Source organism: Chitinophaga solisilvae, assembly GCF_009928525.1.
GTDB classification, from domain to species: Bacteria; Bacteroidota; Bacteroidia; order Chitinophagales; family Chitinophagaceae; genus Chitinophaga; species Chitinophaga solisilvae.
Genome location: NZ_JAABOK010000016.1, coordinates 59,048 through 77,318, shown reverse-complemented (window position 1 = coordinate 77,318; position 18,271 = coordinate 59,048). Strand labels below are relative to the sequence as shown.

The window sequence follows — 18,271 nt, the reverse complement described above, 5'->3', positions numbered from 1 at the left end:
CGCATAATGGAAAACCAATTGAACGCATTGTATCAGCAGATAAAAGACGGGCATATCAGTCCGGCTGATGCTATTGAAAAACTGAAAGACTGGAAGGCGCGTTACAACAAAAGTAACGGCGCTGCACACCCGGCAGCTGACATACCCCAGCTATATAAGTATGATGAACCTTTTCTGCAGCATCACCAGGTGAACAACGAACAGGTATTGCTGGGCGTGACCTGCGCAAGCCTGGCTATAGACAGCTATTTCAGGATGTTCCCGGAAGCAGGACAGGTACACCTGCACCGCCTGTTTTTTTCAAAACCACTGGTGGTAGGGAAAGGACAACAGTTGCAGTTAAATACGTACTCTGATTTACAATCTTCCGGTCGTACAGACCTTACCATACAATACCGTTATGATACGGATGCTTCCTGGGAAAGAGCCGCCACAGCGCAATTGCTGAAAACGAAGCGGGAAGCGCCGCCGCTGCAGCTTCCGGAACTGCAGGCAGGTATGCAGCAGGTAACAGACTTTCAGTTTATTTATGAAGCAGATGCGGCTGTGAAACTGGGAGAAAGCTACAGAATTATCACCTCCTTATTCAAAGGAGATCACGAAGTGCTGGCCGGCGTTTCGCTGAAGCACAGCATCCCGCAGCACGGACGGAAGCACCACCTGGACCCGTTGTGGATCAACAGCGCCTTCCTGGCGGTGACACCGCTGCTGCAGCGGAAAGACCCTGCCGCTTTTCTGCCTGCGGGCATCCGGGATATATACTTTATGGCAGACAGGCAGGTGGAAGAAGGATGGGTGCATGTAACACTCGTGAAAGATAACGGGGAGATATTTCTTTTTGATGCAGTGGTGTCGGATAATGAAGGAAAGGTAATCGCCGCTTTCAGTGAATGCGCAATGAAGAAAGTCCGCCCTGCTGCCGCAACCACTGCGCTTCAGCCGGCAGAAGTGCCGCTGGCAGATAAAGTACTGCGTTACCTGGTAAAGCAACTGGGTAAAATGATCAGTGAAGAACTGCTGCTGGCAGATACTACCATTAACCTGATGGACCTGGGCCTTACTTCTGAACAACTGGTGGCTGCCACCGCGGAAATAGGCGCTGCCACAGGTCTTGAGTTATACCCGACCTTATTTTTTGAGTATCCGAATCTTACAGAGCTGACGCAGTTCTGCTGCAAGACCTACGCCGCTGAATTTTCAAAGCTGCCGGGGGATGAACCGCTGAAAACAGTGAACCACCACGCACTTCCGCCAGATGTATTACCTGCGGCAAAAAAAGCAGCAGCTGTCACGTCAAGGGATACACGAAAAGATATTGCCGTGATCGGTATGCACGGCATCTTTCCGGGTGCGGCCTCATTGGATGAGTTCTGGGAGCATCTCCGCGACGGGAAAGACCTGATCCGGGAAATACCGCCGGATCATTGGGACTATCGACCCTGGTTTGATGAGAACCGGGAGGCGAAAGACAAAACATATTGTAAGTGGGGCAGCTTTATTGATGACGTGGATAAATTCGATGCCGGTTTCTTCCGGATTTCTCCCCGGGAGGCCGACTGGATGGATCCGCAGCTGCGCCTGCTGTTACAGAGCGTATATAACACCGCTGAAGACGCAGGGTATGTCAATAACCTCCGCGGTACTGACACCGGTGTGTTCGTCGGCGTCTGCTGCCATGATTATAAAGAACTGATCGGGGAGATGCAGTTACCGGTGGAACCTTATATCGGTACCGGTAATACGCAGCCGATGATGGCCAACCGCATCTCTTTCCTGTTTGATCTTACAGGGCCGAGTATGGCTATTGATACTGCCTGCTCTTCCTCGTTGTTTGCCCTGCACAGCGCTTGCCAGGCCCTGCGTAACAACGAATGCGGGATGGCTTTTGTAGCGGGCGTGAACCTGTTACTTTCGTCTACCCATTACCGTTACTTCTCCAGCATCGGGGCTTTGTCGCCCACCGGCCGCTGTCATTCCTTTGATGACAGGGCAGACGGATATGTGCCGGGAGAAGCTATTGCCACTATTTTACTGAAACCGCTGGCGGAGGCGGAAAGAGACGGTGACCGGATCTATGCCGTTATCAGGGGATCGGCAGCGCTGCACGGAGGCTATACGCCATCGTTAACAGCGCCAAGTATCGCGGGAGAGGAGAACGTTATATTAAAGGCATGGGCGGATGCCGGTATTGAACCGGAGCGGCTGGGCTACATCGAGGCGCACGGCACCGGTACACGACTGGGGGATCCGATAGAAATCAACAGTCTTAAAAATGCTTTCAGGCATCACACCAACAAAACACAATTCTGCGCGGTAGGTTCTATCAAGTCCAGCATAGGTCATACTGAAGGAACTGCAGGTATTGCAGGTATGATGAAAGTGATCATGCAGCTGCAGCACCGGCAGATACCTGCCATGCCGCAGTTTGAAAAACTGAACAGCTTCATTCAACTGGATAATACACCGCTTTATATTAACCCGCAATTGCAGCACTGGGAAAGCCCTGATGGTATGCCACGCCAGGCGGGTGTCAGCTCATTCGGTATTGCCGGCGCCTACGCGCATGTGGTGCTGGAAGAGTATATTCCGTCGCCGGTACAGGCATCTGCTGCCTCCGGAAAACCCGTGGTGATTGTATTGTCTGCAAAGCGGGCGGACCGCCTGGAAGAACAGGCGCGCCGGCTGGCATGGCATATCCGCAGCAAACAGCTGACAGATGCTGACCTCTACGGTATCGCCTATACGTTGCAGCTGCTCCGCGAACCTATGCCGGAACGTATCGCCTTTACTGCAGATACCATCAGCGCCCTGCTGGAAAAACTGGATGGTATTGCGGCCGGCCATGTGCCGCAGGATGTCTGCAAAGGACAGGCAAACGCGGAGAATGCTATCAGGGGTAAAAATATACTACAGGACCTGATACAGCAGCAACAGCTACATCAGGTCCCGGATCTGTGGGTGCATGGTGCGGATATAGACTGGCAGCAGCTGTACAACACTATAAAGCCACAGGCGGTAAATCTTCCCGGTTATCCTTTTGCCAAAGAGCGCTACTGGATACCATTGCCGGAAGTATTGCCTGCAGCAACCGCCGGTACTTCCGCACTGCATCCGCTGGTACAGCAGAATACCTCTACCCTCGGAGAGTTGCGTTTTACCAGTGTATTCAACGGAACAGAGTTTTTTATAGCAGACCACGTAGTAGCCGGACAGAAAATACTGCCGGGAGTGGCACATTTTGAAATGGCGCACGCAGCCATCACCATGGCTTTAAATGCTGATGCCGGTTCTCATCATGTGCGGTTAAAGGACGTCACCTGGGTGCAGCCGATAGTCGCAGGTAATGAACCGGTAAAAATACATATACGGCTCTTCCGGGAAGAACAATCCCGTGTGGCATTTGAGATTTACAGTGAACAGGCGGAGGGCGCTCCTGTCATCATACATAGCCAGGGCCTTGCCTGGATAGAGCCGCTGGCCGCCGTACAGCCGCTGGATATTGAAGCTGCATTGCAGCAATGTAACCAGCATCAGCTGTCGCCGGAAACATGTTATCAGACACTCCGCGGCATTGGCTTCTTTCATGGCAGCACCTATCAGGCAGTACAAATGGTATATGCCGGAGAAAAAGCCGCACTGGGTAAACTGGTTTTGCCGGATAGTGTTGTATCCGGGCTGTCTCAGTTTGTACTGCATCCCGTACTGCTCGACGCTGCCCTGACACCCGCACTGGGTTTAATGTTACAGGATGATAAAGACGGAGATGACGCATCATTGAAACTGGCATTACCTTTTGCGATTGACGGACTGGATGTGTACAGCCGCTGTACATCTGCCATGTGGACCTACATCACCCAGGGCGCCGCCGCCGGAGATAAAATCCGGAAGCTGGACGTGCACCTGTATGATGAGCAGGGTAACTTATGTGTGCGGATGAAAGGGCTGTCCTTCCGTGATGTAGGCAATTCCGTGTCAGACGATACCACCGGAACCCTGTTACTGGAGCCTTACTGGGAGGATCGTGCAGCCATAGCAGATGGAGTAGCCGGTTTTGCAGAACACCTGGTGGTGTTATGTGAGAAAGAAGGGGTGAAGACAGCAGAGATCACCGCCGCGCTTCCCGGCGCTGCCTGTATCAGTTTTGCTGATGCTGAACTGCCGGTGGCGCTGCGCTTCGGGAAATATGCACAGCAGCTGCTATCATCTATACAATCTCTTGTTAAAGATCATACAGAAAATAAAGTATTACTGCAGGTAGTAACAGGTGATGAGGAAGAAGACCTGCTTTTGTCAGGACTTTGCGGAATACTAATGACCGCACAGCTGGAGCATCCCGGTTTCCGCGGACAGCTCATTGCCACACCGGCGGCAGGTGCGGAGCTCGTCGCTCAACTGAAAGCCTGCAGGCAGGATACGACGTATAATCATATCCGTTATAGTGACGGAAAACGCCGGGTGATGGCCTGGAAGGAAGTTCCCGTTCCACAGGCATCTGTCATGCCCTGGAAGAACGGAGGTATCTACCTGGTGACCGGTGGTGCAGGAGGGCTGGGACAGTTGTTTGCAGCAGAAATACTGCAACGTACAGAAGGAGCGGTGCTGATACTGGCCGGCCGTTCCGGGCTGAACAGCGATATACAGGCTACGTTGGATGCCCTGCATACCGGCAATGCCACCATCAGCTACCGCCGTGCTGATATCAGTAACCGTCAGGAGGCAATGACACTGATACAGGATATACTGGCTGCATACGGCCGCCTGGATGGCGTGCTGCATATGGCAGGCGTTAACCGCGATAACTATATTATTCATAAAACCGGCGCAGAGCTGCAGGAAGTGCTGGCGCCTAAAGTAGCCGGCACCGTTAACCTGGATATAGCCACCAAAGCGCTGCCGCTGGACTTCTTCCTGTGTTTCTCTTCAGGAGCAGTCATCAGTGGAAATGCAGGGCAGGCTGACTATGCTGCCGCCAATTACTTTATGGATGCATATGTCGCTTACCGGAAGCAGCTGGTGGCAGCAGGAGAGCGCCATGGCCTCACCCTTTCTGTCAACTGGCCGCTGTGGCAGGCAGGAGGCATGCGGGTGCATGAAGGTACCGAAGCGTTGATGACAGCCAGCACAGGAATGAAAGCGATGCGTGCTGCCAGTGGTATACAGGCATTCTACCGTTGCATAGCTTCAGGAAAAACACAGCTGATGGTGATGGAAGGCAACGTGCCCAGGATGAAAGAAAGCATTGCTGCTTTGTCTGCCGCTGGCACGCCACCGCCGCCGCAGCCGCAGGCAAAGTCAGGCGCTGACGGGAACCGTACGCTGAAAACAAAAGTGCTGGCAGCTTTACAGCAGATAAGTGCCGCCATTATCAGGAGAAGGGAGCAGGACATGCATCCGGAGCAACCACTCAGCAATTACGGGTTCGACTCCATCACCTTCACCGAACTGGCCAATAAACTGAACCAGCAATTCAGGTTACGCGTTACGCCAACCCTCTTCTTTGAACAGTCTTCCCTGCAGCAGCTGGCAACTTACCTGGTCGGCGAGTATCCGGACACACTCCGGCAGCAGCTGGGTATAGAAGAAATAACGGCAACGGATAAACGTAAGCTGGAAGACAGCACCCCTGCGGATAGTATTCCTGTCCGCGTAAAAAGGGAGATTTCCAAACCCGAGGAAAAACAACCAGACAACATGGCATCACCTATCGCTATAATCGGTATGAGCGGCAGGTTCCCGATGGCTGCCGACACGGCGGCCTTCTGGAATAACCTGCTGGAAGGAAAAGATTGTATTACCGAAATACCTGGAAACCGGTGGAGCTGGCAGGAATATTTCGGCAATCCTCAGAAAGAAGGCAATAAGACAGACGTAAAATGGGGCGCCTTTATAGATGGAATCGATGAATTCGATCCCCTGTTTTTTGGTATATCACCGAGAGAAGCAGAACTGATGGACCCGCAGCAGCGCCTGCTGATGATGTATGTGTGGAAGGCACTGGAAGATGCAGGCTACGCGCCGCAACGTATAGCCGGATCTCAGACTGCTATTTTCGTTGGTACCATGGGCAGCAACTACGGTTCGCTGGCCGCCGCTGCCGAAATGGTGATAGAAGGCTTTTCTTCTACCGGCACCGTAGGTTCTGTAGGCCCTAACCGCATCAGTTACTTCCTGGACCTGCATGGTCCCAGCGAACCGGTGGAAACGGCCTGCTCCAGCTCACTGATCGCCCTTCACCGGGCGGTGGAAAGCATCCATAACGGCTCCTGCGAAATGGCCATTGCCGGTGGCGTAAATACGATCATTACTCCTGAAGCACACATCAGTTTCAGCAAAGCAGGCATGCTCAGTAAGGATGGCCGCTGCAAAACCTTCTCCAATGAGGCTAATGGCTATGTGCGCGGGGAAGGTATCGGGATACTGCTGCTGAAAAAGCTGAGCGCAGCGGAAGCAGACGGCGATCATATCTATGGCGTAATACGCGCTACCGCAGAAAATCACGGTGGCCGCGCCAACTCTCTTACTTCGCCCAATCCGGCGGCGCAGACAGCATTGCTGAAAACGGCATATACAAAAGCCGGTATCGATCCTGCTACTGTTACTTATATTGAAACACACGGAACCGGCACCTCCCTGGGTGATCCTATTGAAGTAAATGCATTGAAAAACGCATTTAAAGACCTGTATCAGGCGAATGGCCATAGTGCAGCCGTAGCCCCTCATTGCGGTCTGGGAACGGTGAAAAGCAATATCGGTCACCTGGAACTCGCCGCAGGGGTAGCAGGCGTTATCAAGGTACTGTTGCAGCTGCAGCATAAAACACTGGTGAAAAGCCTGCATTGCGAAACACTCAATCCGTATATAGAACTGGAGAACAGTCCGTTTTATATTGTCCGCGAAACACAACCCTGGGCAGCCCTGAAAGATGCCGCCGGCGCTGAATTACCCCGCCGCGCAGGCATCAGCTCATTTGGATTTGGCGGCGTGAACGCACATGTGGTCATAGAAGAATATATTTCTTCTCCGCATGAATATCAACCGGCAGCAACGCATCCGGCTATTATCCTGTTGTCTGCCGTAACGCCACAGGCCTTGCAGGAACAGGCCCGTCAGCTGCTTGATGTCTTGCAGGCAGGGAAATTCCGGGAGTCAGATCTGCCGGATATCGCCTATACGCTGCAAACAGGCCGTGATGCTATGAAAGAGCGCAGCGGTTTTATTGTGTCATCATTGGATGAGCTGCAACAGCAGCTGGAAAAACTGCTCCGCAGCGGTCACCTGGAAACCGTCAGGAGCACCCGCGATGCGCTCGCTGTTTTCACAGAAGATGAAGAACTGCAGGAAGCGGTAGATAAATGGATACAACGCGGCAAATATGATAAGCTGCTGGATCTCTGGATAAAAGGATTCCCCTTTGACTGGAACCGCCTGTACGAAAATAGCAGGCCGCGTAAAATCAGTCTGCCTACCTATCCCTTTGCAAAGGAATCTTACTGGATCGCCTACCAGCATCAGGACGTGCGTCCTGCGCCGGTGGTCGTGCAGGAAGCGGTCATCACAGAAGTGATACCGGCGGAAGAGCCTGCGGTGATGGCAGCTCCCGTTGTAAATATTGAACCAGCCGCTGCTCCGGTGGAGGAACTTCCGCAGTATAGTGAAAGCGCTATCCGTGAAATGATTGTGCAACTGCTTTCCGAATCCTTGAAAGTACCGGTAGGTAAAATCTATGCAGATGAATCCTTTGCAGATTACGGACTGGATTCTATTACAGGCGTAAGACTCCTGACGCTGCTCAGTGAAAACCTGGGCGTGACACTGGATACAACCATTCTCTTTGACTACAGCTCCGTGAACCGGCTGGCATCCTATCTGGCTTCTACCTATAAGCCCGTTAATACCGGTGCATCTGCGAAAAGCGCTGCCGCTGCAGCATCGCCGAAAGAGGCGGCTCCTGCATGCGCGGTTCCTGCGGGCGCGCAGCAAACAGCACCGGTGTCGTGTGCAGCGCCACCGGTACAACCAGCGGCAGCACCGGCTCCTGTACCTCCGGTGAAGCAGGAGCAGACGCCTGCTCCGCAGATTCCGGTGCAGGCACAGGCCGCGCCGGTGGCAGACAAAGCGCCATATTCTTCCGTAAGAGAACCTATTGCCATCATTGGTATGAGCGGAAGGTTCGGCAGCGCCAATTCCGTAGAGGAACTGTGGGAACATCTGTCCCGCGGGACTAACCTCGTGGAAAAGGTAAGTCGCTGGGATCTTTCGGCTATGGCTGATTCAAACGAATCCTTCTGTAACTATGGCAGCTTCCTCGATGACCTCGCCGCATTTGATCCCTTGTTCTTCAGCATCTCCGGTAAGGAAGCGAAATACATGGAGCCGCAGCAGCGTATCTTCTTGGAGGAATCCTGGAAAGCGCTGGAGGATGCAGGATATGCAGGTAAACATGTGGAACGTATGCTGTGCGGTGTATACGCCGGTTGCGGCGCAGGCGATTACCAGCAGCTGTTCAGGAACAGCCAGGAGATACCGGCACAGGCCTTCTGGGGTAATATGACTTCTGTTATTCCGGCACGTATTGCCTACTATCTGAATCTGCAGGGACCTGCTATTGCGGTGGATACCGCCTGCTCCAGCTCACTGGTGGCCATGCACCTGGCCTGCCAGGGATTATGGGAGGGCGAAATATCCATGGCGCTGGCAGGAGGCATTTTCGTACAGGCATCTCCGTGGTTGTATGAATCAGCCGGCAAGGCGGGCATGTTATCGCCCACCGGTTGCTGCTATACCTTTGATGACAGGGCCAATGGATTTGTACCTGGCGAAGGCGTCGGTGTAGTGGTACTCAAAAGACTCAGCGACGCTGTGGCCGACGGAGATCATATTTATGGTATCGTCCGCGGTTCCGGCATCAACCAGGACGGCACTACCAACGGTATTACTGCTCCCAGCGCCAAATCACAGGAGCGGCTGGAATGTGCCATATATGATTCCTTTGACATCAACCCGGAACATATCCGGCTCATTGAAACACACGGCACCGGCACCCGTCTCGGAGATCCGATTGAATTCAATGCGCTTTCCCGCGCTTTCAGAAAATATACAGACAAACAGCAGTTCTGCGCCATCGGCTCTATCAAAACCAACATAGGGCATACTCAGATGGCGGCAGGAGTGGCAGGCGTTATCAAAGCCTTGCTGGCACTGCAACACCGGCAGATACCCCCTTCGCTGCATTACGAGAAGGGCAATGCCAACATCCGCTTCGATGATAGTCCCTTCTTTGTAAACACATCATTGATAGACTGGGAAACTGAACCCGGCATACCCCGTAGCGCTGCTGTCAGCTCCTTCGGAGCCAGCGGTACCAACTCACATGTTGTAATCGCAGAAGCTCCGGAAGTGTTCCGTCAACATACCGTTCAGCCGGGATATATAACCATGCTTTCTGCCCATACACCTGCGCAGCTGCGCAAAATGGCGCAGCGGATCAGCACACACGCTGAAACTTCACCGGATACTGACCTGGGAAATATGAGCTTCACGATGCTGATGGGTAGAAAACATTTTCTGCATCGCCTGGCTGTAGTGGCTACTGATATACAGGAACTGAAAACCGCCCTGAACAACTGGCTCAATGAAGAAACGGATGCGCGCGTATACTGGTCGGCCGACGATGAACAAACGGAGATCTCAGAAAAAGACGGAGCCGCCGCCATACAATACTGCGCGGATAACAACACAGATGCCGCCGGCTATCTGAAGCAGCTGTCGGTCATTGCAGCTGCCTACGTACAGGGGCATACGTTATCATTTGAACAACTGTATGCCGGAGATGCCTATTCCAGGTTATCCCTGCCTACCTACCCGTTTTCAAGAGAAGCGTACTGGGTGCCGGAAGAAGCCACCAGGCCACCGGCTCCGCCAGTGCCTGTAACACCGGCAGCACCGGTGGTTCCTGTAGCAGAAGTGCCGGCACCAACACCGGTATCCGTTCCTGTTCCCTCTTCATCAGCGCATACAGACCAGCATGAGCTGATGACGTTTGAGGAAACATGGGAGCCGCAGGAACCGGCGGCTGCAACTGGTGCTGTTCCCCGTATAATCGTATGCCTGCTGGAAGCAGCTGCACAACAGCAATTACCGGTTGCTGCATATGCCGGCGCAACACTTGTATTCATTGCACCCGGCACGGGTTACGGAAAAAATGATGCACATCATTACCAGGTGCATCCCGGAGAGAAACATACGTATGAACAGGCGTTTAATGACATTATCCGCAACACCGGCAATATCGATGCTGTACTGTACGGATGGCCGCTGACCAATGCGGCTTATATAACTGACAGCATCCCGGTGCTGTTGCTGTTACAGACATTGTCGGCCAGTAAAATGAAAAATGCCCGTTGCCTGCTGACCGGCCTTTATCACAACGGCGTGGAACGCGCGCACCTGGAAGCATGGATGGGTATAGAACGTTCGCTGGGGATGATAATGCCGCAACTGCAGATGGCGGTTGTTTTCCGGAGCGCAGCCAATGCAGCGCTTCCCGAATGGTTACAGCAATGCGGCCGGGAACTGCAAAGCGTAAAACTGCAAAGCGCACATTATACCGGAGCGCAGCGGGAGGTATGCCGCATACGTCCGGTTACCCTGGAAAATACGGCAGCACTTACTGTGAAACCCGGTGGCACTTACCTCATCACAGGCGGTTGTGGCGGACTGGGACTGATGCTTGCCCGGCACTTTGCCGGACTGCACTCCGTTAACCTGATCCTTACCGGCCGTAAACCGCTGGACCCGGCGAAGCTGGCAGGCATCAGAACGCTGGAGCAGATGGGCAGCCGCGTGAAGTATATACAGGCTGATGTCAGCGATGAGGCAGCAATGAAGGAAGGCCTGAACAATGCACTGGCTGCTTTCGGTAATCTGGAGGGCGTTATACACGCAGCCGGAATTTCATCTGATAAAGCCGTGCTGGATAAAACACCGGAAAGTTTCCGCGAAGTATTGTCCTCCAAGGTGGCAGGAGCTATTATACTGGATAAACTGCTGAAAGATCAGTCGCCTGCATTTGTATGCTACTTTTCTTCCTCTGCCGGTATCATCGGCGATTTCGGTTCCTGCGACTATGCAGTGGCCAACCGCTTCCTGATTGCGTATGCCCGTTACCGTAGTTCACTGCAGCTGCCCGGAAAAACGGCAGTCATCAGCTGGCCGCTATGGAAAAGCGAAGGCATGAAGATAGGAGAGGACGATACAACACAGATGTACCTCAAGTCAAGCGGATTAAGATTCCTGGAGCAGGAAGAAGGTATTGCGATGTTCAGGAAATTAGTGACACAATCCCGCATACAACACCTGGTCATCGCCGGACAACCCGCCCGCGTACACCGCTTTCTCGGTTTGACAACAGGTGAGCAGCAAGAAAAAACTGTTTCAAAAGAGACTATCAAAACTGCCATGAACGACTCGGTAAAGACCACTATAAAAGCACAGGCAGACGGATTATCACTGGCCGCCTCTGTAGAACATGATCTGAAATCACTGGCAGGCGATCTGTTACAGATATCTCCGGATAGCCTGTATGTAAAAGATAACCTCGCAGATTTTGGCTTCGACTCCATCAGCCTGGCACAATATGCGCAGGCGCTGGCCCAGCATTATAATCTTGATATTACACCCGCATTGTTCTTTGGTTATTCCACGCTGGAGAAACTGGTGAAATTTTTTACTACAGAACATACCACCTTTATGGAGGAGTTCTATACGAAGAAAGAACAGCGTAATACAACAGAGATACCGGCAGATATTCCCGTTGAAATGCCTGTTAATACAGTAGCTGAGGCATCTGTACCACAGCAGCAGATAACTTACTCACCGGCTGACAGTCTGCAGGAACCTATTGCTATTATCGGCATGAGCGGCCGTTTCCCGCAGTCCAGGAATATTGCTGAAATGTGGGAAATATTATCCGGCGGCAAAGAAGCGGTGACGGAGATTCCGGCAGAACGCTTCGACTGGCGGCAATACTATGACGGCCCACAGGCAGGCCCCGGTAAAGCCAATTGCAAATGGGGCGGCTTTATCCCCGGTGTCAGAGAGTTTGATCCGCTGTTCTTTGAATTATCTCCCGGTGATGCGGAAACGATGGACCCGCGTCAGCGCTTGCTGATGCAGGAAGCCTGGAGTGCGCTGGAAGATGCCGGATGCCTTACCTCGCAGCTCAGCCAGGGAAGGGTGGGCGTATTCGTGGGCGTAGAAGAAGGAGATTATGGTATGCTGACCCGCGAGAAAAGTGCCATCACCTCCAATCACAATGCGATTCTGGCATCGCGGCTCTCTTATCACCTGAACCTGACCGGGCCGGTGCTGGCTATAAACACTGCCTGTTCATCAGGCGTAGTGGCCGCACACCAGGCTTCTATGAGCCTGCGGAGCGGTGAGTGTGATATGGCCATTGCTGCCGGTGTTCACCTGGTGCTGGTACCGGAAGCATTTGTGTGGATGGGACAGGCTGGCATGTTATCCGGCGAAGGAAAATGTTATACGTTCGACAAACGTGCGAACGGTATGGTGCCGGGAGAAGCTATTGTGGCAGTAGTGCTGAAACGCCTGTCTGCGGCAGTGGCCGACGGAGATCCGATATATGCAGTAATCAAGGGCAGCGGCGTAAATTACGATGGTAAAACCAACGGTATCACAGCGCCCAGCGGCGTTGCGCAGACGGCGTTGCTCAAAGAGGTGTACAACCGCTACAGCATAAATCCGGAACACATCAGCTACCTGGTGGCCCATGGCACGGGCACCCGGCTGGGGGACCCGGTGGAAGTGAATGCCCTGTATGATGTTTTCAGAAGCTATACTGATAAACAGCAATTCTGCGCGCTGACATCTTCCAAAACAAATTTCGGCCATGCTATGGCGGCTTCCGGACTGGTAAGCCTGGTAGGCCTGGTGCAGGCATTGCGTCATGAAACGATCCCTGCAAGTCTTCACTTCAATACTGAAAATGATTATATCAGATGGAAGGACAGCCCCTTCTATGTGAATACTGCCGCCCGGCACTGGAATACCGGGGATGGCCCGCGGACAGGCGCCCTCAGCGCATTCGGCTTCAGTGGTACCAATGCGCACATGGTAGTGCAGAGTTATACGCCGGCGGCTGTCGCCACAGAAAATTTACCGGCTTATGTACTTACGTTGTCTGCCAAGACAGAAGAAGCGCTGCGCGATAAGATACGCGATATGGTGGCATACCTGGAAAGCCCGGATACTGCGGGTGTCAGCCTGGCTGCCATTGCCTATACATTGCAGGAAGGCAGGCAACATTTTTCCTGCCGTTGCGCGGTAGTGGTGAGCAGCAGGGAAGAAGCCGTTCACGGCTGGAAACAGGCCGGCAGGAATGAAAAGCTGCCGTTTGTGTTCACCGGCAAAGTGGCGCGCGACTTCCGGATGCAGACCGCATTGCATCAGTATGCTGCCGACCTGCTGGAGCGCAGCTTTCAGCAACGGGACAATGCACAGCGCTACAGGGATACCCTGCTCGCACTGGCAGATCTCTATTGCCAGGGATATGAATTATCCTGGCAGCCGTTATATGGGGAACAACGCCCGCAAAGAGTACATCTGCCTGCATATCCCTTCGCAAAAGAAACCTATTGGGTATCGCATGATGCCCCGGCGCCCGTAGTTACAACTACGCCGGAGCGCAGGATACTAACGGAAACGGATACACTCTTCCTGGAGCCTTACCGGAAAGAACAACCCTGGAATAATGCCGTGGCCGCACCGGAGTATGAACAGCACCTGGTGATCGTATGCGGACTGACAAATATTACCTCCGAAGCTGTTATGTCGCAGCTGCGGCATGCGCAATGCCAGATATGGTCCGGAGATATAGCTGCTACCGACAGGCAATACCAGCAGCATGCGGTACGCCTGTTTAATGCAGTACAATCCCTGCTCAGCAATAAACCAAGAAAGAAAGTACTGGTGCAGCTGCTGGTAGGCACTCATGCGTTGCAGCAATTGCAGGCAGGACTGGCGGGTATTCTTAAAACCGCTCACCTGGAAAACCCTTTGTTTATCGGTCAGCTGATCAGTATTTCAGCGGACACAGATACTAACGGTGTAGTTACCTGTCTGCAGCAATGTGCGCAGCATCCCAGAGATAATGATATCCGTTATGAAAACGGCAGACGCACCGTAGCCGCCTGGAGAGAAACGTCCGTTCCGCAAGGCGACGTTCCGTTGCCCTGGAAGCCGGGAGGCGTTTACCTCATCACCGGTGGCGCAGGCGGGCTGGGATGGATCTTTGCAGAAGAAATAGCCGCGAAAGCACCGGATGTAACACTGGTGCTGTGCGGCCGGTCGGTATTATCTGCCGCCAAAGCGCAGCAGCTGGCAGCACTCGCCACATCCGGTTTCAGGATACACTATAAACAGGCAGACGTTGCCGATCCGCAACAGGCCGTTACGCTCGTGCAGGATATACAGTCATCCTTTGGCCGGTTAAATGGCATCATCCACAGTGCAGGGCTTATCCGCGATAATTTCATCTTCAAGAAAACAATTGGGGAACTGGAAGAAGTATTTTCTCCAAAAGTATCAGGACTGGTGCAGATAGATGAAGCCACCAGGCATCTGCCGCTCGACTTTTTAGTGCTCTTCTCTTCAGGCTCAGGTATCATGGGCAATGCCGGGCAGTCGGATTATGCTGCGGCCAACGCTTTCATGGATGCGTATGCCCGTTACCGTAATGAACTGGCAGCAGCAGGCCGGCGCTCCGGCCATACGTTGGCTATCAGCTGGCCGCTGTGGGAAGAAGGCGGAATGAAAGTAGACGAAGCTACCCGCAAGCAAATAGAACAGAAAGCGGGTATGGTGCCACTGCAGCGGCATACAGGCATCCATGCCTTTTACCGGTGTCTGCAAACCGGTAAGGAACACCTGATGGTATGGGAAGGCCACCTGGCCGCCATGCAGGCGTTCCTGCAACATGCAGAGGCGCCGGCAGATAACGATGCCGCCAAAGCGCCGGCTCAGAAAGCAGCAACGGCAAATGTAAATGTGCCTGCTTCCCTGCTGCGCGAGAAAACGATCAGCCAGCTGAAGCAGTTGCTGGCAGCAGATATCAAGCTGGACGCTTCCCGGATTGATGTTACCGCTCCGCTGGAAATATATGGTATCGACTCCTTCATCATCACCCGCCTGAATCAACAGCTGGCAAACATTTTCGGAGATCTGTCAAAAACCCTCTTCTTTGAATATCAGACGCTGACAGCATTAGGTGAATACCTGGCGGCAGATTATCAGGAAGAATGTATCCGCTGGACTGGACTGATGCCATCTGCAACAGAACATACTGTAAATGAACAGCTGCATACCCCTCCGGTTGCTGACGTAGCTCCGGTAGCAGTAGCGGAAGAAAAAACAGCTGCTCCGGATATAACGGTAACGCCTGCAGGGAATACATCGTGGGAACCGGTCGCTATCATTGGTATCAGCGGACGTTATCCGAAAGCCGATAACCTGCAGGAATTCTGGAAGAATATTGCCTCCGGCAGGGATTGTATCAGTGAGATACCTGCTGACCGCTGGCCGCTCGACGGCTTCTTCCACCCTGATGCCGCAGAAGCGGTAGAACAGGGAAAAAGCTACAGTAAATGGGGTGGCTTCATCGACGGCTTCGCAGATTTTGATCCGAAATTCTTTAACATATCTCCCCGTGAAGCAATCAATATAGATCCGCAGGAAAGATTGTTCCTGCAAACCTGCTGGGAAGTACTGGAAGACGCCGGCTATACGAAACAACTGTTGTCATCAAAGTATAAACATCGTGTAGGCGTGTTTGCGGGTATTACCAAAACAGGATTCGATCTGTACGGTCCTGAACTGTGGAAGGCAGGGAAACCATTTAACCCGCATACCTCGTTCAGCTCTGTGGCGAACAGGGTATCCTATCTGTTCAACCTGCATGGACCCAGCATTCCGATAGACACCATGTGTTCTTCTTCACTGGTAGCTATTCACGAAGCCTGCGGCCACCTGCATCTGCGCGATTGCGAACTGGCCATTGCCGGCGGTGTTAACATGTACCTGCATCCTACCAGTTACATCGGTCTTTGCGCACAGCACATGCTTTCGGAAGACGGCCAGTGCAAGAGCTTCGGGGAAGGTGGAAACGGCTTTGTACCCGGCGAGGGAACGGGAGCAGTTCTGCTTAAACGCCTGTCACAGGCCATCGCCGACAAGGATCATATCTACGCGGTTATCCGCGGAACAGGTGTTAACCATGGCGGCAAAACAAATGGGTACACCGTACCCAGCCCAGTACTGCAGGGAAGCCTTATCAGGGAAACGCTGGACAAAGCGGACGTAGATGCCAGAACTATCAGCTATATAGAGGCGCATGGAACAGGCACCTCATTAGGCGATCCTATAGAGATCACCGGGCTTACACAGGCTTTCCGTCAGCATACGGCTGATAAACAGTTCTGTGCCATCGGGGCAGTGAAGTCCAACATCGGACACCTGGAAGCTGCAGCCGGTATTGCAGGTATCACGAAAATCATCCTGCAGCTGAAACATGGGAAGATAGCACCCAGCCTGCATGCAGCGGTACTGAATCCAAATATCAATTTCAACAATACGCCTTTCAAAGTGCAGCAGGAATTGCAGGACTGGAAACGTCCGGTGGTGGAAACGGCCGCAGGAATGCAGGAATATCCCAGACGTGCCGGTATTTCTTCTTTCGGCGCCGGCGGTGTGAATGCACATGTCATCCTGGAAGAATATATTCCTGCAGTGCCTGTTGCGAAAACTATCGCATCACTGCCTGCAGTCATTCTCTTGTCTGCCACTGCGGAAGCCCGTCTCCGCGAAATGGCCGCCCGCCTGCTGCAATTCCTACGGCAGGAATCATCCGGAGAAATATCACTTGCAGATATTGCCTATACATTACAGACAGGCCGCGAAGCGATGGAAGAAAGACTGGCCTTGTCCGTAAATACATGGCAGGAGCTGGAAGAGAAGCTGGCCGCCTACGTTGCCGGTGATAACAATATTCCCGGACTCTTCCGGGGACAGGTAAAAGCCGGTAAGGGGGTGCTCTCCGATCTGCTGACAGACGACGTTTTACAACAGGCGGTAGAGCAGTGGATACAGCAGCAGAAGTATTCCCGCCTGATGGAACTTTGGGTGAACGGCTTTGCGTTTGACTGGAACAGACTGTACCAGCGCGAAAAACCGCGGTTGATTAGTCTGCCTGCCTATTCGTTTGCGCGTGAACGTTACTGGGCGCCGGATAACCTGGCAGGGGCTACCCGCCAGGAGATGCCCGCAGCTCCGGTAGCAGTACCACCACCACCACAACAACAACAACAACAACAACCGCAACCGCAACCGCAACCGCAACCACAGCGGGTGCAGGTTTCACCGGAAAGACAACAGGTATTACAGCAACTCTCGGCAATAGTACCAGAGAGAGAAGTGCTGGACAAACCTACCGGCATTGCATTACATACCATCATCCCGGATACTGTTGTGCCGTCTGTTCCGGTTACAGCACCGGCGCCACCTGTTCCACGCGTTCCGGCTGCTGCCGGCGCTTCCGGGGAACAGCTGCGCAGGAAGCTGGTAGCCAGCCTGGCAGATGCCCTGTTCCTGTCCGTAGAAGAAATCGATGAAGATAAAAACCTGGTGGACATGGGACTGGATTCGATCATAGGGGTGGAGTGGGTCAGAGCACTCAACAAGGAACTGGGTACCGCTATCTCCGCATTGAAAGTATATGATTATCCGACCATCCGGCTGTTTGCCGCTTTCGTGGAAGGTGAAACCGCAAAACAGCCGCCGGCTGCAGCTCCGCATAATGGTCATCCTGCAGCGCCGGAGCAGCCTGCTGTCATAGCAACTTCCTCCCTGGAACAGGAACTCGCTGCGAGCCTCGCAGAAGCCTTGTTCATGAAACCGGAGGAAATAGAAACAGATAAAAATTTTGTGGATCTGGGACTGGACTCCGTTGTGGGGGTAGAATGGACAAGAGCTATTAACAAGCAGTTTGGCACAACGCTGACGGCCACAAAATTATACGACCATCCTACGCTTGAATCCTTTGCGCGTTACCTGGCCTCTCTGCTGCATGCAGATAATGGCGGGCATACAGCACCTGCATTATCGGTTGACGACATTCTGTTACAGGTAAGCAACGGACAGCTGGATATCAGTCATGCTGATCAACTATTAAATCACCTGAAAAACTAAAGCGGACTAT

Annotated in this window: 1 protein-coding gene; it reads left to right on the top strand. The window is 53.0% G+C overall.

Annotation, left to right across the window (positions count from 1 at the left end; genetic code table 11):
• Nucleotides 1-6: 6 nt before the first annotated feature.
• Entirely contained in the window at nt 7-18,261 is an 18,255-nt protein-coding gene (locus GWG06_RS25560) for an SDR family NAD(P)-dependent oxidoreductase (protein WP_160717042.1), read from the top strand.
• Nucleotides 18,262-18,271: the final 10 nt, after the last annotated feature.

Coding starts and splice junctions, on each gene's coding strand:
- GWG06_RS25560 (WP_160717042.1), top strand. CDS start 7: ATGGAAAACCAATTGAACGCATTGTATCAGCAGATAAAAGACGGGCAT.